We start from the raw sequence: 18,663 nt of genomic DNA on the forward strand, positions 1-18,663 counted from the left end.
ATTATTCCCCGGACAGGGCGCATGTAAATGTCCATGACGCGCCTTTAAGCAAGGCCTGCGTCTGCCAGGCGCCGTCCCGGCAGACGCGAAAGGCCTGAGCCCTATTTCCGAGGCGGCAATTTGGCCAGGTCGGCATCGATACGGGCCAGAAGCTCCTTTGTGAGCGTCGGTACATCGGCCTGCAAAGCCAGCAGGGTCATGGATCGTCCCATCCCGATGTTGGGGCTGTTGACAATGTCTGAGATATGGGTGTCGAGCACGGCCTTGGCCGCCGGATCATCCAGCATGTCGCCCAGAGGGGTCAGGTTTGACGCGTAGTGACCGTCGGCCGTGCGTGTCGGTGCTGGCGGCGGCGGCGGCAGGTCGGCCGCTGCGGCGATGACGTCCATGCGGGCTTTCCACGGATCGCGTTGCGCCACCGGCACGCCTTGCGATGTAAACAGCATGAGAATGTCGGCCTCAGGGTCATACTGCGGCCACGCCGCAAGGCCGGGGCCATCAGGCTTGCCCGTCTTGGCAAAGTTGGCCCAATAGCTGTTGGTCTGATCGGCGATTTTGGCGTCCCGGGCGGTCAGCTTGTCACCGTACTTCTCTTTCACCGTGTCCATGACATACGGGATTTCCGTGGCGTGGGGCGCACCGGTCTTCCACTCGGACACCATGGAATCGGCGACGTAGCCGAAGCGGAAATGATAGGCTGGCACACCCTGCCTGGCGAGCGTCGCCGCGACGAAGCGCGAGGGCTCGATCATCATCTTGTCCATGGCGATTTCAGCATTGATCTGGGGCAACGGTTTCGTGCCGTCGGGATCGTAGGCCGCTTTCGCCTGGTCGGCCAGGGTGCCGAACGCCGCGAAGGCCGCCTCCTTGGTGGGTGCGAAGCCAAAACCTATGTCGGCGGTGACGCCGCCGATCATCAGCGGCACCTTGGCCTGGCGCCCCGACTCGTACACCGTCTGCGGCGGTTCCGCGACGATGCGACCGTCGATCATAGGACCTCCGTAGGTTTCCGCGGCCTGGCCCATGGTCATCATGCCGAGACCATCATTGAGCTCCTCCGCGGTCAGGGCGCGCAGGCTGGCGAGGGCAGCGGCGTCGGTTCCCTGGATGCCCTTGCGGCGGGCGAAATTGACACCCAGTGTTTCCGAGGACGGCAGGTTCGGCTTATCGGTCCGCAGTTCGCGGTTGCCCATCAGGTTGCCGCGACCGCCGCCGGACTGGACAATAGCCTTCGCGAACAGGCCCCTGGATTCCGCCGAGGTCATCAGGGTGTGCACCGATCCGCCACCGGCCGATTCGCCAAAAATCGTCACGTTCGACGGGTCACCCCCGAAGCTGGCGATATTGGCCTGCACCCACTTCAAGGCAGCCACCTGATCCATATAGCCATAGTTGCCCAGAAGGCCGCCATCCTTGTTTTCCGCGCTGAGGGCCGGAAAGCCGAAGAAGCCGAAACGGCCAAGACGATAATTGAAGCTCACCATGATCACGCCTTTGCGCGCAAATGCCGAGCCGTCATAAACCGGGGGTGACGAGCCGCCGTTGACGAAGCCGCCGCCATAGATCCAGAAGATGACCGGCAACTTGGCGGAGCTGGATATGCCCGCCGGACGCCAGACGTTGATCACCAGACAGTCTTCCGCCGGCGTCGTTCCCAGTGGCGCCGCGTCGCCGCCGAACGGGGTCTGCATGCAGTCCTGGCCAAAGGTGTCGGCGACACGAACGCCCGACCAACTGGGGGCCGGTTGAGGGGCACGCCAGCGGAGTTCGCCGACCGGCGGTGCTGCGTAGGGGATGCCCTTGAACGACTCGACACCAGCGGCGGTTACGCCCTCGACCTTTCCAGTCGCGAGGTCGACCGGCGTGGCCGCCATGACGGACGAGGCGAACAAGCCGACGGCGGCGGCACCCATGGCAGTGCGCAGACGGTTGGTGAGTTTGATGGATCTGAAACGCATTTTTTCCTCTTCCTGTCCAAAGGCGGACGCCTGCAATCGATCAAAACTTGATACGTGTGATCACCAGCCATGGCGATCCGGCGCACGTCGCTTCGCGTTAACTCCGTGGCGGCACTGCGGCCGTTCGGATCTTTCCTGTTACACGCCCCTTGATATGGGTGCGCTTATGGTTGTCGTGCCTGAACTCAACCGTCATTCACGACCTCAGGCTGCTGGATTGAGACAACGTTGTCAAGCGCTACAGCACTACACATGCGTAGACGACCGATCTGACAGCGCCTGACGCGGAGAGGATCTTCCGGGACATTTGCGGGAAGTTCGCCAATATATTCAATATGAAACATATCGATCAAATACCGGAAAAACTCATTTTTTATCAGTTATTTTGCGCTGCAAAAATCTTCAAGGCGGTAACTTTGCGATATAGTTCAGACCGTTTTACCCCGCGGCGTTGCCAAATCGTCACCTTCAGCCTCAGGCACAGCTTCAGACCCGCCGCGGCGCTCCACGTTCCTCGGCGCCTGCGATACCCAGGTTGACTTTCCACGAAAACGTGAGACATTTACGACAACGTTGTCTCACCTCTGTCCAAATGACCTGGAGCGCGTTTCTATCCGGCGCACCCGGATCGGCACTCCGGTTTTTTGTTTTTTCACGGACGACACAGATGACGCCCGGCGGGCAAGGCTCGTCCAATAAAGATGACAACTCTCAGGGACTCGACGATGACTTTTGGAAACACATTTCGTTCGGCGCTCAAAGCCGTGGTGGCCGCGGCGCCGCTTTTGGCGGCGTTGAGCACAACCACGCTGGCGCAGCCCGCGAAACCCTGGCTGAACACGACCTTGAGTCCGGATGAACGCGCCAGCTTGCTCGAACGCGAACTGACACTCGACGAGCGGGTCAGCCTGGTTCACGGCCCTATGGCCCTCCCATTCTTCTTTCCTGGCGGCAAGTTACCGGATGGCGCCTTGCCCGCAGCCGGTTTCGTTCGTGGCATTCCTCGCCTCGGCATTCCAAACCAGGTGGAAAGCGATGCGTCCCTCGGCGTCACCAACCCGATGGGCGTGCGCCCGGGTGATTTTGCCACGGCCCTGCCCTCGTCTCTCGCTTTGGCGGCGACGTTCAATCCGCAGATTGCCTATGACGGTGGCGCCGTCGTGGGCCTGGAGGCGCGCACAAGGGGCATCAATGTTCAGTTGGCCGGCGGGGTCAATCTGGCGCGCGATCCTCGCAATGGTCGCAATTTTGAATATGCCGGCGAAGATCCGCTGCTAGCCGGAACCCTGGTCGGGGAATCGATCAGGGGCGTTCAAAGCCAGAACGTGATTTCGACGATCAAGCACTACGCGCTCAACGGGCAGGAGACTGGCCGAAACTTTGCCAACAGCGTGATCGATGAGCAGGCCATGCGCGAATCCGATCTTCTCGCGTTTCAGATTGCGATTGAAAAAGGCCAGCCCGGATCGGTGATGTGCGCCTACAACCTGATCAACGGAGCCTATGCCTGCGGACACGATTTCTTGTTGAACAAGGTCCTGAAGCAGGATTGGGGCTACAAGGGCTATGTCATGTCCGACTGGGGCGCGGTCAAGTCAACCGATTTTGCCATGAAGGGCCTGGACCAGCAGTCCGGCGAACAACTGGACAAGGATGTCTGGTTTGGTGCGCCGCTAAAGGCCGCCGTCGAAAACGGCACAATCCCGGCCTCGCGTCTCAGCGACATGTCGCACCGCATCCTGCGGTCGATGTTCGCAGCGGGGTTGTTCGACACTCAGGCCCCGAAAACCTATGACGCAGTACGCCACGCCGCGGTGGCTAAGACTGAAGCCGACGAAGCTATCGTCCTTTTGAAGAACGAAGGCGATATCTTGCCGGTCGCGGCCACGGCCAGGTCCATTCTTGTCGTCGGCGGCCATGCGGACGCCGGGGTGATATCTGGCGGGGGCTCGTCCCAGGTCACGGCAGGTCCGGACCAGTTGGTGATCGCCCAAGGCGGTGAAGGCCCCATGGCGATGTTCAACCGGGTCAATTATCACCCTTCCTCGCCATTGAAGGCTCTGCGTGCCAGGCTGCCGGATACCAGGATCGCTTTCGACACCGGCCTGTACCCGGAAGAGGTCGCCCGCAAGGCCCGGTCATTTGACCTGGTGATTGTGTTCGCCACGCAGTGGACGGGCGAAGGCGAAGACGTGCCGTCGCTTAACCTTCCCCATGGCCAGAATGCTCTGATCGAGGCGGCGGCCACCGCCAATCCGAAGACGATCGTCGTGCTCCAAACCGGCAATGCCGTGAACATGCCCTGGCTTAGTCGGGTGCCTGCCGTTATCGAGGCATGGTATCCGGGCCAGGAAGGCGGCGCGGCCATCGCCGATGTCCTCACGGGCGCGACCAACCCTTCCGGCCATCTGCCCGTAACCTTTCCGGCGTCCATCGAACAGTATCCGCGCGTCAACCTGCCCGGCATAGACGCCGGTCCGACCGAACTGTTCGACGTTGTCTACGAAGAAGGGGCCGATGTCGGATATCGCCGATTCGCCAAGTTGGGCATGAAACCCCTGTTTCCCTTCGGCCACGGCCTGAGTTACAGCGACTTCTCCTATGGCGATCTCAAAGTCTCGGGCGGCAATACGGTCGAGGTTAGCTTTACCGTCACCAATACCGGTAAGGTGAGAGGCAAGGACGCGCCCCAGGTTTACCTGAATGCCACGCCCGGCGGTAAGGCCAAGCGTCTTATCGCATTTTCAAAAGTGGATCTGGCACCGGGCGAAACGAAAACCGTCGTTCTGGCCGCGGACCCGCGTCTGCTGGCCAGTTTCGACACCGCTTCGAACAACTGGGTCGTTGCCGGCGGCACCTACACGGTCGCGGTTGCGGAGGATGCAGACGACGCGGGCATCACGGGCAGCGCCCAAGTAAAGGCGCAAAGGCTTAAGCCGTAGAGCGGCTTGTATTCAGAGCGGCTCGTCGTCAGGCAGACACGTTCGGCAAACGACGAACCGCGCTATACGGCGCGAGCGCGGACATCCCCGGGTGACGCATCGAACCGGCGCTTGAGGGCGCGGAAGATTCTGTGTTGTCAATGCCGGGCCAGGAAGATCCGAAGGCATATTTCGGAACTTTCGGCATAGGCCGTACGCAACGTGGCCACGTCCCGGCCTGGAACGTGGCCACGAGTTTTACCTGATTTTCAGCCGAGATTTATCGGTACTGCTGGATGCGCGTGGTGCGCAGTCCGGCCATGCCATGGCTCTCGATGGCTTTTTGCCAGCCGAGGAATTCTTCGGAAGTGATGTTGTAGCGCTCACAGGCGTCGTCGAAGGACAACAGTCCCCCGCGCACTGCGGCGACAACCTCGGCCTTGCGGCGGATGACCCAACGTTCTGTGCCGGGTGGCGGCAGATCGTTGAGGGTCAATTTGGCACCCGTCGGACCAATCACGTATTTTTCGCCCTTTGCATCGCGGCGTTGCTCTTGCAGCATGGCATTTTGCCTTGTGTTACCATCACCAATTGAAGTGACTATAACGCGCCAGTTTAAATATCAGCTTAATTGCCTTAGTAAAAATTGTCCTAAGGAAAAGCCTTACTGGAGCATTAACTTCAGTAGATATGTGTAATTGGCAAGACTGCAATATTAACGCAGATTAACCCTACTTATTTACTTTACATTTACCGCTTGAGCGCCAGCAATTCCTGCAACATCTCGTCCGAGGTCGTGATGATCTTGGACGCTGCCGAATAGGCCCGCTGGGTGGTGATCAGGCCGGTGAACTCCTGAGCCAGATCGACGGTCGAGGCTTCCAGCGCCGCCGGCGCCAGGTTGCCCGCTCCGCCCTCGCCCGGTTCACGCAGGGTGAAGCCACCCGACTGCGACGACACGGTGAAGGCGTTGCCCGATATCGGGGTCAACCCGTTGGCGTTAATGAAGGTGGCCAGGGCCACCTGCGCCAGGGTGCGGGTATTGCCGTTGTTGTAGATGGCGGTGACAATGCCATCCTTGTCGATCTCGACCTTGGTCAGCAAGCCGAACTCGGTGCCGTTGGCGGTCAGACGCGTCGTGGTCGAGTCGCCGGCCAGGTGGGTGATCTCTGAGGTCGGCGAGGCGCCGCTTAGGCCCATGGACAGGGACTGACCCGCTGCGCCGAAGCTGTTGTTCCAGCGCGGCGCGGCCGTGCTGTTGGAGGCGCCGATGGTGTAGTCGCTCGTAAAGGCACCGGGGGCGCCGGTGGCGTCGTTGGTGGTCGAGGCGGCAAGATCCAGCGTGCCGTCAGGATTGAACGCCAAGGTTCCTGTGGCCAGCTGGGCCAGGCCGGCCGTGTCGGTGACGTCCGGCGACCACACCTCATAGTCCCAGAGCGTGTTGTTGGCCGCGTCGGTTCCCCTCTTGAGCAGCGACATGGTCACCGTATGCTGCTGGCCGAGCGAGTCCGACACGGTCATGGAAACTGTCGAGTCGGGCTTGGTGCCGATTCCTGCCGCTGCATCATAGACCGACATGGCGGCAGTGGCGCTTGTGGCGTCGTAGGTGCCGTTCGCGGCGGCATCCGAAATGTCGGTGCTGGAATCCAGATTGGCATCGAAGCTGACGCGCGTCGTCGATTCCGCGCGGTTGGCGATGTTGGCGACATTGATCGGCCCCAGCCGGGTGATGTCGGTCGACGACGGGTTGACGGTGCCACTGCTGTCAGCCTGCCAGCCCTGAAGGTACAGGCCGGCGGCGTTGCGCAGGTAGCCGCTGGTGTCGGTGTTGAAGGAGCCATCGCGGGTGAACAGCATGGTGCTGCCCTGGTTGATGGCGTCTGAGGTGTCGGAGGTGACGAAGAAGCCCTGACCGTCTATGCCGAGGCTGTAGCCTGACGACGCCGCGTTCAGTTCGCCGCGCGCGGTCATGTTCTGCTGGACCGCAGCGGTGACGCCGTTAGAGGCATAGGTGGCCGTGCCCGAGGTGCCGCTAACCAGGTTTGTGAAGTTGGTCGTGACGCGCTTGTAGCCGGTGGTGTTGGCGTTGGCGATGTTGTTCGAGATGGTGGACAGGGCAGAAGCATTGGCGGCCAGGGCGGTGACGCCCGATTGCATGGCGCGATTGATGGTCATGGCGTGAAATCCCCTTAGGACACTTTGGTGATGAGAGAGAGCGGCACGTAGGTGCCGCCGACCTTCAGGACGACGGCGCCGTCCCGGACTTCGGCGGCATTGGCGATGCCGGTGAGATTGACGGAGGCGGAGACGTCGCCGCCCGCAGCGTTGGTCGCCTTGATTTTCAATGTATAGTCGCCGGAGGTGACCTTGGTGCCCGTGGCGGTTTCGCCGCCCCAGGCGACCGTGTGGCTGCCCTTGCCGGTCTGGTCGGACGTGCCGGTCCACACAACCGCGCCGTTCTTGTCGACCACGGTCAGGTTGACGGCCTCGGCGTCGCCAGCCAGGGTGTAGTCCCAGGCGGCCTGGCCGCTGGCGAAGGTCGCGGTGGCCGTGCCGGCGCTGACCGTCTTGCCGATATAGTTGACGGCCGTGTTCATCGTGTCGCCGCCGTCCAGCGCCTTGGAGATCTTCTCCAGATAGTCATTGCCCTTGAGCTGCTGTTCGACCGAGGAATACTGGACAAGCTGGTTGGTCCATTCGGTGGAGTCCATCGGCGACAATGGGTCCTGATTGCGGATCTGGGCGGTCAGCAGACTGAGAAAGGTCTCGTAATTGGCCGCCAGGCTTTTGGCGTCCTTGGTCGCGGTGGTCTGAGTCGTTGCGTTGGAGGTGACAGCGTCAACCATGTTGAGGTCCTAGACGGTAAGGTCGAGCGCCAGACGGCGGGTGCCGGGGCGTTGACGAAGTTGAGCCAGGCTGGCGTCGAGATCCGCCTCAGCGGCGTTCTGGTCGGCTTGCTTAAGGGCACGCGCGGCCTGACGGGGATGGGGACGCGCCTGCTGGCCGTTTGGCTGGTCAGTGAAGGCGGCGAGGTTGCCAGTCTGGTTTGAAGTCTGGTTTGAAGTCTGGCTTGAGCTCTGGCTTGAGGTCTGGCTTGAGGTCTGCGACGACGGCGACGAGGCGCTTTCCGTCGGGCGCGACGAAAAGGTCAGGGCGTCACCGTCCACCTTCAGCCCGGCTGCCGTCAGTTGCTGGCGCAGCTCGCTTTCGCGCGCGGCAAACGTCGTCGCGGTGATGGGGGTGTCGAACTCGAGGTGGGCATTGACCTTGCCTTCGGCGGTGATGGTCAGGGCGACATCGATGCGGCCGAGGTCAGCGGGCTTGAGTTCGAGCTGGAACTTTGTGGTGCCGGCGCTGAGACGCTTTTGGATGGCGACGCTGAGCTGGTTCAACTGCTCGACGGCCGCATGCGACAGGGCCGAGGCCTGGGCGGCGATGGTGTTGGCCGGCGTGTATGGCGTGGCGGTCGTCTCGGCAGGCACCGGCTGCAGCGAGAAGGCAGGACGTGGCGCCTCGACCGGGGTCGGTTTGATGGCCTCAGGCGTCTCCAGTCTCAGGGCGGAGAGTTCGGTCTTTATAGACTCGATGTCGGCCTTGGGGGCCGTTGCCGCATCGCGGATCTCGTCGGGCTTGGGTTCGGTTGCGGGCAGGTCCGGGAGCTGTGACGTTTCCGGTGCGGTGCCCAACGGAGCCTGAACCGGCGCCGACTTCGGCTCGGGCCTTGCCACCGGCGGCACCAGGACGGACTGGACCAGCGCCGTCAGTTGCGCATCGGCCGGGGTGGTTTCGGCGGCGCGGGCATCTTCGTCTACAGGCTCGTCAGGCGTTTCGCCGTCGGCTGCAACAGGCGGCGACCCAGCCTGCGCCAATGCCGGCATCAGAGCCGACTGGACCAGGGCGGCCAACTGCGCATCGACCGGGGTGGTTTCGGCGGCGCGGGCATCTTCGTCTACAGGCTCGTCAGGCGTTTCGCCGTCGGCTGCAACAGGCGGCGACACAGGCTGCGCTACCGCCGGCATCAGGGCCGACTGGACCAGGGCGGCCAACTGCGCATCGGCGGATGTTGTGTCGGCGACGGCGGGTGCCGGCTCAGCGGGCGTTTCGGCGTCGGCGGTGACCTCTGACGACATAAGCTGTGCCATCAAGCCGGAGAACAGGTTGGCGGCGCCGGTATCCCGAGCCGGCGCAGCTGCGGCCTCGGCCGACGCAGTCGGCACGGACAGGACCTGGAGCAGGGCAGAGGCTGAGGGCATGGGACTCGCAAAGGGTGAACGCCGCACCGGAAACGGGCGGAAAATCTGGGTTCACGCATTTTGCGCAAGGGGATCATTCAACTGTTGCAAACCGGGGGCCAGATTTAAATAATTGATTTTATTGATATTAAGGAATTGGAAAGCTGGGAGAACTTGCCGTGCTGTGGTCAAATTTGCCTAACGCGGCGCGTTTTTTTGCCGTGTGGCGCCGCGCCCGAACCTCTTTCTGATACCTCCCCACGCGAAGGGCGCGGGGAGGTATCAGAAAAGGAAGGGAGCGTCGCGCCCTTTCCTAACACTGGCACGCGACTTGCGACCTTGACTCACAGAAATGGGTCCTAATACCCACGGAAATATTCAACCCTATGAAACCTTTAGGTTTTTCAAAGTCAGCCGTCTCGCCTACCCGGCAAATTTCGCCGGGCAGCGTGAATCCCTTGCCTAGAAAGGGCAGCAAAGCATGTCGCTGACCTCGATCATGAATATCGGCGTGTCCGGGCTGATGACCGCGCAGGAACAGCTGCGCATCACCTCCGACAATATTTCAAACGTCAACACGCCGGGCTACATCCGCAAGGTCTCCCACCAGACCGCCGTCAACATCGGCGGCAAGGGCATGGGCGTCACCTCCGGCCAGGTCACCCTGGCCGCCGACCGCTATCTCCAGGCCGCGCAGCTGAAGGCCACCTCGACCGCCGCCGCCGCCGACGTCACCTACGAACTGCTGGATCAGATCCAGTCTCAGTTCGGCGACATAACCGACACCTCCAACGTGTTCAATCAGGCCGCCAGCGCGCTGTCGACCATGGCCGAGGCCGCCGAAGACCCGACCTCCAACGCCAGCCGCCAGCAGACCCTCTCCAACCTGTCCAGCTTCCTGTCGGAAGGCTCACGGATTTCGGCGCGCATCCAGACCATCCGCGGCGACGCCGATGCCCGCATCTCTTCGTCGGTCAAGTCGGTCAACGATCTGCTGAAAAACATCAGCGACCTGAACGCCACCATCTCGGCCGCGACGGTCGCCGGCGACGACGCCACCGGTGCCCAGACCACCCAGGCGAAATATATCGACGACCTGTCCAAGCTGATGGACGTCAACGTCACCCAGAACGAAAACGGCGGGGTGACCGTTCGCACTGGAACGGGCATGTATCTGTCGGGCGACAAATACGCCACGCTCAGCTACCAGCCCAGCGGCAATGTCGACGCCACCACCAGCTTTGGCGCCATTGTCGTCACCGGCATCAACGGCGAAAAGCGCGACCTGGCCGACAACATCCAGTCGGGCGAGATCAAGGGACTAATGGAGATCCGCGACACCACGTCAGTGGCCGTCAACGACCAGCTCAACCAATATATGACCCAGTTTGCGGAGCAGTTGAACGCGGCGCACAACCAGGGCACCTCCGTTCCGGCGCCCGCCACCATGGCCGGCAAGACGCTGAGCCTGACTCAGGAAGAGGCCGTCACCGGCTTCACCGGCCAGACCAATCTGGTCACGCTGGATGCTTCCGGCAATATCACGCATCGCATGCTGGTAGACTTCAGCGCCGGCACCTGGTCGCTGGACAATGGCGCGACCTCGGGCACCTTCACGCCGGGCAACTTCGCCAGCGACCTGACCACCGCCTTCGACGGCGCAGCGACGGTCGGCTTCGCCAATGGCCGCATGACGCTGAGCGCCAGCGGGACCAATGGCAATACCGGCATTGCCGTGGTCGATCCGGCGGCGTCGGCCACGGTCACCCCGGCCGGCAAGCAAGGCCAGGGCTTTTCGCACTATTTCGGCCTGAACGACGTGGTGACGAGTGAGAAGCCGACGAACTACCGCACCGGGCTGACCAGCACCTCTGACTCGGGGTTTGCCAGCGGCACGGTTACCTTCCAGCTGAAGTCGCCGAATGGCGCTTCCCTGGCCAGCGTTGCCTTTACGCCTACTGCCGGCCAGAGCATGGCCGACATGGTCAATGGCCTGAACAACACCACCTCGGGCATGGGGCGTTACGGCACCTTCTCGCTGGATGGCAACGGTCAACTCAGCTTCAAGGGCTTCGGCAATCCGTCCAACAGCCTGTCGATCAAGTCCGACACGACTTCGCGTCTGGGGACCGGAGCGTCGTTCGGAGAGTTCTTCGGCGTCGGCGGTACACCGGCCACCGTATCTTCGGGCCTGGCGATCCGTAACGCGATCTATAACGATCCCAAACAGATGGCTATGGCCAAGGTCAACCTGAACGCCACCGGCGGGCTGGGCGCCCTGGTCAGCGGCGACGGCTCCAACGGACTGGATATGTCGGATATCGGGTCCAAGACCACGACATTCGCGAAAACCGGCCTGAACAGCGGCGGCGCCTCGACACTGGAACGCTATGGTTCAGACCTGGCCGGCCAGATCGGCAATCTGGCCGCCAACGCCAAAAGCCATAAAGAAAGCAATGAAGCCCTCCTGGCCGAAGCCCAGTCTCGCCGCAGCGCCTATGAAGGCGTCAATCTCGACGAAGAACTGGTCAATCTCACCGTCTATCAGCAGGGCTACAGCGCCGCCGGCCGCCTGATCCAGGCCGCCAAGGACATGTACGACACCCTGCTGGAAATGGTCTAAGGAACACACCATGCGCGTCTCTACCGCCGCCACCTGGTCCAATGCTCTGAATAATTTGATGAAGTCGCAGGAGCGCCAGAACAAGGCCAATGACCAGGTCTCGACCCAGAAGGTCGCGACCGATCTGATGGGCTATGGCCGTTCGTCCGAAATCATCGCCGCCTACCAGGCCTCCGCCTCGCGTATCAACAGCTATGTCGCCGTCAACAAATCGGTCGCCGAGCGGCTGAACAGCCAGGACCTGGCTCTGACGACGACCAGTGACGCCGCCGCCAATGGCAAGGAATCGATCATGAACGCCCTGGCCTCCAACAGTGGCGCCTCGTTGATGGAAACCATGCAGGGGGCGTTTTCAATCGCGCTGCAGGGGCTGAACATGGAGCACCATGGCCAGTACATGTTCGGCGGGGGGAATGACAACAAGGACCCGGTGACGGTTGCGACCCTGTCGGAGCTGGCAGCTACCAATATCGACGACGTCTTTGCCAATGGCAATGTCAAGAAGTCCTCGCGTATCGACGCCAGTACGACCTTGCAGACCGGATTTCTGGCCTCAGATCTGGGCCGCGACATGATGCAGCTGTTCAAGGACATCCAGGAATTCAACAACGGTCCCGACGGCCCGTTCGGTACCCAGCTGACCGATGCACAGAAAACCTTCCTGACCGAGAAGTCGACGCAGTTTTCAGCCGTTTATGACGAACTGGTCGAGCAGACTTCGCTGAACGGCACCTTGCAGAAGCGCGTCGAAACCAGCCAGGCCGCCCTGGAAGGCCAGGCCAGTTCGCTGAACGAACTGATCGGATCGCGTACGGAGGCCGATATGGCCAAGGCCTATTCCAACCTGCAACAGGCCCAGGTGTCGGTGCAGGCGTCAGCCCAGGTCCTGGCCGACCTGCAATCATCCAGTCTGTTGAACCTGTTGAGGTAGGCTGTTCAGAGCACGCCCCACCAACGATGAAGTTTTTCGACGGAGGCCATGAACAGGGCAAGTGCGAGTTTTCCGCCAAAATAGACCCATGCCACAGCCCCTGCGGCGACAGGGACCGAAAGCAGCATAAACAGACCGTCGCGCTGTAAAACACCAAGCCCGGTCAGCACGATGGCCACGCCCGGAATGATGTTGGCCCCCGGCATCGGAAGGATCAGGATGAGCGCCAGAACCAGGGTCTGAATGCCGGCATAGACCATGGCGGGGCGGCGGGTCAGGGCATGCAGACGCGGTTTGGCCAGGAACTCGATCTTGCGCAGCACCGCGCCACAGGCCTTCAGTGCCCCGCGCAGGTGCTGGCCCTTGAAGCTCCACCGCTTGACAAAACGCGGCATCCATAGGGATTTGGCGCCCAGGATCATCTGGATCGCCGGCCCGATCAGCAGCAGGCCGAAAATGGTCGAGATTCCCGGAATGTTGGGGATGCAGATTGGCAGGGACAGGATCAGCAGAACCAGGCCCAGGGCACGGCCTTCGAGATGGGCCAGAAGGTCACCCACGGAGACGCGGTCACCGTCCAGCCGCGCCGCCAGATCAGAAATGATCTTCGACGCCGGAACATCGTCCGAACGCATCATATGTTCCGTAAAACCCATGCCACACCACTCCCTGTCGATTCCCCTCATAGGATATATGCTGTCCGGGTACGACAAATTTTTCGATTGTCGTCGCCATAGCCCGGCGCACTCTGGCAATTTGGCCGGACTTCCCTTATTTACGCGGCATGAAGGCCTGTCCCATCCCGCTGATCGAATCCGCCGACCTCGACGCCGCCATCGCCGCGACGCGTCGCAGCGTCGGCCTGCCCGCCGGTGCGCGCATCGTCGCCGCCATGTCGGGCGGAGTCGATTCCACCGTGGTGGCCGCCCTGCTCGCTGCGGCCGGCTACGAGGTCATCGGCGTGACCCTGCAACTGTATGATCATGGCGCGGCGCTGAAGAAGACCGGTGCCTGCTGCGCCGGCCAGGACATCCACGACGCCCGCATGGCGTCCGAAAAGATCGGCATTCCGCATTACGTCCTCGACTACGAAAGCCGCTTCCGTGACCAGGTGATCGAGGAGTTCGCCGACTCGTATCTGCGCGGCGAAACGCCGGTGCCGTGCATCCGGTGCAATCAAAGCGTCAAGTTCAACGATCTGTTGCAGGTGGCCCGGGATCTGGGCGCCGAGGCCATGGCGACCGGCCACTATGTCGAACGTTCCGACGAGGACGGCGTTGTGTCCTTGCGCCGCGCTGCCGACCAGAGCCGGGACCAGAGCTACTTCCTGTTCGCCACGACCCGCGAGCAACTCGATTATCTGCGCTTTCCGCTGGCCGGAATCCCCAAGCCTCAAGTGCGCGATATCGCCGTACAGTTGGGGCTGAAGGTGGCGCAGAAGCCCGACAGTCAGGACATCTGTTTCGTGCCGGAAGGCAAGTACACCAATCTGATCGACCGTTTGCGGCCGCAGGGACGTGAAAAGGGTGCCATCCGTCATATCGACGGCCGGGTTTTGGGCACGCATGACGGCATCACCGGCTATACAATCGGCCAGCGCCGGGGGCTGAACGTCGCCGTTGGCGAGCCTCTGTTCGTGGTGAAGATCGATCCGGATGCCAAGGAAATCCTGGTCGGACCGCGCGAAGCCTTGCTGACGCGGGCCTTGACCTTGAAGGAAACCAACTGGCTGGGCAGCGAGACCGATGTCGATGCGGCAGCAGGGCTGCGCAAACCGGTGCTGGCGCGGGTACGCTCGACCCGGCCGCCGGTGGCAGCGCGGCTGGTCGCCGGCGTCTCGGGTATCGAGGTCGAATTCGACGACGCTGAAGAAGGCGTGGCGCCGGGCCAGGCCTGTGTGCTTTACGACGTCGAAGATTCCGGTCGGGTGTTGGGCGGCGGCTTTATCGCAGCGACCAGAGCGGCGGTTTAAGAAAGCCGCCCCCCCCTTTCGCCTCCGCTTCGCTACGGCTTCGGGCGGTGCTTCACTTGCCAGAGCTATACTCCGGCTACGCTCACCCTACGCGAAGAGGCGCGGGGAGGTATCACCCTTCTGCGCCTTCCGGCGTTCGTTCGTAAAGCTGGCCAATCGACGGTGCACCGGGATTGAGCCTCTCGGTCACATCGCCACGTTTCAGAGCTTCCTGGCAGTGGGCGCAATGCGACACAGGATGCAGTTCGTGGCCGCAGCTATGGATCAGGCCGGTCGCCGGCACTTCCTCGCCATAGACGTTGCGCTTGCCCCAATCCATCATGTGCAGGATCATCGGACGCAACTCATGGCCCTTGTCGGTTAGGAGGTATTCGTGGCGCTTGGGCCGCTCGCAGTAGATCCGCATCTCGAAGATACCATGCGCCACAAGGTGTTTCAGCCGGGCGGCCAGCACATTGCGCGCCATGCCCAGCGATTCCTGCCACTGCTCGAAACGGGCAATGCCCTTGAAAGAATCGCGAATAATCAACAGCGTCCAGGGCTCTCCGACAATGTCGAGAGTCGCCGCTATGGCGCAATTTTGCTTACTGTAGTCTGCGGAACGCCCCATGGTCAGTCGGTACTCGTCTACTTTTATGTTTGTTATGATCGTGGTTTTGCTCTTGCGGCAAACCTTACACGCAGTACCAATTTAAATCCGTCGCAAGGCCACATTAAGGCCGCGAGGATTACCGGTCTGCAAAACTCTCCGCTTACGGACGAGATACGAGGTCAGGGATTCAAGGCCAGCAGCCCGGCCAGAGCGCGCACCGCGGCAGCGTCATCACGGCGAACGAAGTCCTGCTCGAACCGGCCGTCCTGCCAATGGACCAGGACGCTGGCGCCGCCGTCAAGGCCCAGGATCAGGCTGTCGTGGCGAGTCACAATGGCACCGGCGCAGTCGCTGGCATAGTCGCCGCAATCGCTGGCAAAAGCGCCGGGGGCGACCACCTGCAGGTTCGGGGTCGTGTTGGCGGCCGCTTCCAGGCTGGTGATACGCAGGTCGCGGGTGCCGTTCAGCCGGACATGGACAGCAACGCGGCCGGAGTCCTCGGCAACCAGGTACAGATCGTCGAGTTGACCATTGCCATCGAAATCGCCGTCGCGCAGTTGCGTCTCATGCGTGGTGTGCAGGGGATTCAGGTCTGGCGTCAGCGTCGCCGCCACAGCAGAGCCCGAGACAAAAGCCAAAACGCACACCGCCGCGATCAAACGCAACATTCGACACCCTCACCTGTTTCATTTTCGGCGCCGAAATGTTCGTAAACGAGACATTAACGACGGCCGTGCGTGGTTCCCACGCAGGTTTGGTGCCAGCTTTGCCACAGTTGCGGTTTTGCGACAATAAGAATTTGTTAACCAGTTATATCATTGATCGGATTGGTATTTTCAACATCGTCACGGCCGTTTTCGGTCAAGGCGGGCCCGAACAGCAGCCAGGACAGGTCCGGCCCCGTGGATTCGCGGTGGGCCGACTGTAGCAGGGTGACCAGAACCGCCGGCCCAAGGCTCAATAACAGCATGACGTGCTCCTCATTCTGCAATTGAGAATAACTCGCAATTACGAAACGGCAAGCGGGTAGCTTTCACGTGTGCGTGAAAGCGAACTCTTGCGCGAAGCGCCTTCATGCCAAACTTGATAGCGTTCTGCACCTCAGACGGCTACGCCCTGATTTCCGAGTTTTTCCGTGTCGCCGCGCAGCGGCCTCCGTGTGCTCCGTGTTCCGATGTCTTGTCTCAGAAAGCGCCCCGTCAGCCAGGCTGCCGCCAAGACTTAAGAGGAACACGGAAAACACCGAAGCGCCGCCGATGGCGACGCACACGGTAGCCACGGAACTCGTGCATGGCCGCGATCGGCATGTAAGCTCCCCATTGAAGGCGCTTCGCGCGGCAGGGACCGCCCTTATTGCAGCTTCACCGCGCCGATGACGGCCGGTTCGGGTTCCGGCGCCACAGGATTGCCCTGGCCGTCCAGGTTGTCCCACTGGCTGCGGGCGACAAAGATATAGTGATCCCCCGTGACCAGTCCCTGGGTCGGCTGCGACAACTGCTTCGAGCGCAGGACCGTGTCGACCGCCGTGATTTGCGACCAGTCGTCCGACATGCGCAGACGCACGATCCGGTTGGGCTCGAATCCGGTCTGGATGGCGACAATGTCCTTGCCATGACGAGACATCGAGGAAAAGCCGAGGGTCGAGCCCGTTTCCGGTGGCAGGATTCGCATCATGCTGCCCGCTGTGAGATCGATGCGGTACAGACCGGAAATGAAATCGGCGACGATCAGGATCGTGGCGTCTTCGCTTTCGACAATGCCCATCGGCGCGTCGAGGTAACCTTCCGGAATCAGCGCCTCCAGGGCGCCCTGGTAGCGGTTAAGCCGCAGGATCTCGCCATGAGTCGTGTCGGCGACATAGAGGTCGTCACGCCCCATCAGCAGGTGACCGAAACGGCGATCGTCGCCGGCCGTGAAGCTTTGCAGAATCTGGCCATTGGCCGGATCAATCACCACCACCTTGGAACTTATGGACAGCTTTGGGTCATAGGTCTTGGTTTGGCGCGTCGCGGCTGTGGTTGCCCACAACTGGTTCTCGCGCAGGCCCAGGCCGTAGGCCGCCACCCCCGGCCGGAAGCTGACCACGTCGCGGCTACCGGCGGCCGTCAGGGCCGTCACCTTGCCGGTGCGGACATGGCTCAGGAACATCTGTTCGCTGTTCGGGGCGTAGGTCATAGCGTCGGTCAGCGTGAAACCCGGCAGGGTCGAGGTGACGTGCATCTCGCCCACCGCGCTCTGGTTGCTGACCAGCTGGTCCTCCAGGGCGCTATCCCAGATGGCGTTGAAATCGGTATGGCGCGCCAGGTCCAGGACATAGCCACGGTTCAGGTATTCGGCCATGGTCGTCTTGGCTTCGGCCTTGCGCTTTTGCTGCAGCGCCACCTGCGTTCGCAGCAGCAGGATCGAAGGCGAGTCGGGAATAATCGCGGCGGCCTGGGCCAGGCGCTGCGAAGCCATGGTCAAATCGCCGTCGTCCAGCGCCCGGATGCCAGCGGCGCGGCGGTCGCGGAACTGACCCAGTTCGGAATTGGGATCGACATTTTGCGTGGCGGCGCCGGTCGCGGCCCCCAAAGCCACACAGGCGGCCAGAAGCATTCTGCTCAGATGGCGTTTCATCGTCCCCCCTCCCGGGCCACCAGCTTCGGAGTGTCCTTGCTGTCAGGCTTCAGTGTCAGACGGATCGGCACGGCGGTTGTCGACCGCACGGTGCGCATGACGATCCGTGACTCGACGCCGGAGACCAGGTCCGAGGCCAAAAGTTTATCGCGCAGGAAGTCGTCATAGGCGTGCATGTCGCTGGTCATGACGCGCAGCATATAGTCCTCGTGCCCGGTGACGGTGGCGCAGGCCACGACTTCGGGCCAGTTGGTCAAGCAGGCTTCGAAGGCCTCGAGATTGGTCCGCGACGGCAGGCTGAGCTTGACCGAGACATAGACTTCGAAGCCCAAGCCCAGCTTGTCGGCATCCAGAACGGTGACACGCTTTTTGATGACACCCAGGTCTTCCAGCCGCTTGATGCGGCGCCAGCACGGCGACGGCGACAATCCCACACGCTCGGCCAGGTCGGCCACGGAAAGCGATGCGTCTTCCTGAATCAGGTCGAGAATACGCGCATCCAGTTCATCGATCAGATCGGACAAAATTTACCCCAACAACGCGATACAATGGCACCCCTTGGCACTATAGACCGCAAAATCAGGAAATTTCTACCCCGTTAAGAAAATATGTCGGTCTGTATCGCGCAGGTGGCGGATAAGTGCAGATTCCTGCTCGGGAGGGCTTGAACCCTTTGGGCTTATTGGCTATACGCGGTCGCCTTCGTACGGGCGTTCCGGCGCCACGAAAGACGGTTGGGTAGCTCAGATGGTTAGAGCGGTGGATTCATAACCCACAGGTCGGCGGTTCGATCCCGCCTCCAACCACCAATTTCTGCG

At 61.7% G+C, this 18,663-nt stretch carries 15 protein-coding genes and 1 tRNA gene; 5 read left to right on the forward strand and 11 right to left on the reverse strand.

What is annotated here, in order from left to right; genetic code table 11:
- Nucleotides 1-101: 101 nt before the first annotated feature.
- Nucleotides 102-1,958, reverse strand: a complete 1,857-nt coding sequence (locus ABI_RS13830) for a carboxylesterase/lipase family protein (protein WP_006273641.1) — start codon at nucleotides 1,956-1,958, stop codon at nucleotides 102-104.
- Nucleotides 1,959-2,683: 725 nt separating this feature from the next.
- On the opposite strand from ABI_RS13830, the gene ABI_RS13835 reads away from it, so the two are divergent.
- Complete coding sequence (locus ABI_RS13835) at nucleotides 2,684-4,900, forward strand: beta-glucosidase (RefSeq protein ID WP_006273642.1); 2,217 nt, start codon at nucleotides 2,684-2,686, stop codon at nucleotides 4,898-4,900.
- 259 nt (nucleotides 4,901-5,159) lie between these two features.
- On the opposite strand, the gene sciP is transcribed toward ABI_RS13835, so the two are convergent.
- From sciP to ABI_RS13855, 4 genes are all read right to left on the reverse strand, one after another.
- A complete protein-coding gene (gene sciP, locus ABI_RS13840) occupies nucleotides 5,160-5,441 on the reverse strand; it encodes a CtrA inhibitor SciP (protein WP_006273644.1) in 282 nt (93 codons plus the stop codon).
- Between the two features lie 188 nt (nucleotides 5,442-5,629).
- Entirely contained in the window at nucleotides 5,630-7,054 is a 1,425-nt protein-coding gene (locus ABI_RS13845; protein WP_006273645.1) for a flagellar hook protein FlgE, read from the reverse strand.
- 14 nt (nucleotides 7,055-7,068) lie between these two features.
- A complete protein-coding gene (locus ABI_RS13850; RefSeq protein WP_006273646.1) occupies nucleotides 7,069-7,725 on the reverse strand; it encodes a flagellar hook assembly protein FlgD in 657 nt (218 codons plus the stop codon).
- A 9-nt stretch (nucleotides 7,726-7,734) separates the two neighbouring features.
- Nucleotides 7,735-9,132, reverse strand: coding sequence for a flagellar hook-length control protein FliK (locus tag ABI_RS13855; protein WP_006273647.1), 1,398 nt, complete (start codon nucleotides 9,130-9,132; stop codon nucleotides 7,735-7,737).
- A 460-nt stretch (nucleotides 9,133-9,592) separates the two neighbouring features.
- Here ABI_RS13855 and flgK point away from each other — a divergent pair, with 460 nt between their 5' ends.
- Together flgK and ABI_RS13865 are read left to right on the forward strand one after the other, a co-directional pair.
- Nucleotides 9,593-11,734: a flagellar hook-associated protein FlgK gene (flgK, locus tag ABI_RS13860; RefSeq protein ID WP_006273649.1), complete on the forward strand. Its 2,142-nt coding sequence runs from the start codon at nucleotides 9,593-9,595 to the stop codon at nucleotides 11,732-11,734.
- Between the two features lie 10 nt (nucleotides 11,735-11,744).
- Nucleotides 11,745-12,665, forward strand: coding sequence for a flagellin (locus tag ABI_RS13865; RefSeq protein ID WP_006273650.1), 921 nt, complete (start codon nucleotides 11,745-11,747; stop codon nucleotides 12,663-12,665).
- Between the two features lie 5 nt (nucleotides 12,666-12,670).
- On the opposite strand, the gene ABI_RS13870 is transcribed toward ABI_RS13865, so the two are convergent.
- Nucleotides 12,671-13,321: an exopolysaccharide biosynthesis protein gene (locus ABI_RS13870; RefSeq protein ID WP_006273651.1), complete on the reverse strand. Its 651-nt coding sequence runs from the start codon at nucleotides 13,319-13,321 to the stop codon at nucleotides 12,671-12,673.
- A gap of 128 nt (nucleotides 13,322-13,449) precedes the next feature.
- Here ABI_RS13870 and mnmA point away from each other — a divergent pair, with 128 nt between their 5' ends.
- The gene (mnmA, locus tag ABI_RS13875) at nucleotides 13,450-14,637 is read left to right on the forward strand and encodes a tRNA 2-thiouridine(34) synthase MnmA (RefSeq protein ID WP_006273652.1); all 1,188 of its coding nucleotides are present in this window, start codon (nucleotides 13,450-13,452) and stop codon (nucleotides 14,635-14,637) included.
- 112 nt (nucleotides 14,638-14,749) lie between these two features.
- On the opposite strand, the gene ABI_RS13880 is transcribed toward mnmA, so the two are convergent.
- From ABI_RS13880 to ABI_RS13895, 5 genes are all read right to left on the reverse strand, one after another.
- Nucleotides 14,750-15,247, reverse strand: coding sequence for a winged helix-turn-helix transcriptional regulator (locus ABI_RS13880; RefSeq protein WP_040309265.1), 498 nt, complete (start codon nucleotides 15,245-15,247; stop codon nucleotides 14,750-14,752).
- 161 nt (nucleotides 15,248-15,408) lie between these two features.
- The gene (locus tag ABI_RS13885) at nucleotides 15,409-15,897 is read right to left on the reverse strand and encodes a hypothetical protein (RefSeq protein WP_006273654.1); all 489 of its coding nucleotides are present in this window, start codon (nucleotides 15,895-15,897) and stop codon (nucleotides 15,409-15,411) included.
- Between the two features lie 134 nt (nucleotides 15,898-16,031).
- Nucleotides 16,032-16,199: a hypothetical protein gene (locus tag ABI_RS25245; protein WP_006273655.1), complete on the reverse strand. Its 168-nt coding sequence runs from the start codon at nucleotides 16,197-16,199 to the stop codon at nucleotides 16,032-16,034.
- A 380-nt stretch (nucleotides 16,200-16,579) separates the two neighbouring features.
- Complete coding sequence (locus ABI_RS13890; RefSeq protein ID WP_006273656.1) at nucleotides 16,580-17,845, reverse strand: YncE family protein; 1,266 nt, start codon at nucleotides 17,843-17,845, stop codon at nucleotides 16,580-16,582.
- Nucleotides 17,842-18,369 carry an Lrp/AsnC family transcriptional regulator gene (locus tag ABI_RS13895; RefSeq protein ID WP_006273657.1) on the reverse strand — a complete coding sequence of 176 codons (528 nt, stop codon included), beginning with the start codon at nucleotides 18,367-18,369 and terminating at the stop codon, nucleotides 17,842-17,844. Before ABI_RS13895 ends, ABI_RS13890 begins: the two co-directional genes overlap by 4 nt.
- Before the next feature lie 208 nt (nucleotides 18,370-18,577).
- Here ABI_RS13895 and ABI_RS13900 point away from each other — a divergent pair.
- Nucleotides 18,578-18,654 (forward strand) — tRNA-Met (locus tag ABI_RS13900).
- The last annotated feature ends 9 nt before the right edge of the window (nucleotides 18,655-18,663 follow it).

The sequence above is a fragment of the Asticcacaulis biprosthecium C19 genome (assembly GCF_000204015.1).
GTDB classification, from domain to species: Bacteria; Pseudomonadota; Alphaproteobacteria; order Caulobacterales; family Caulobacteraceae; genus Asticcacaulis; species Asticcacaulis biprosthecius.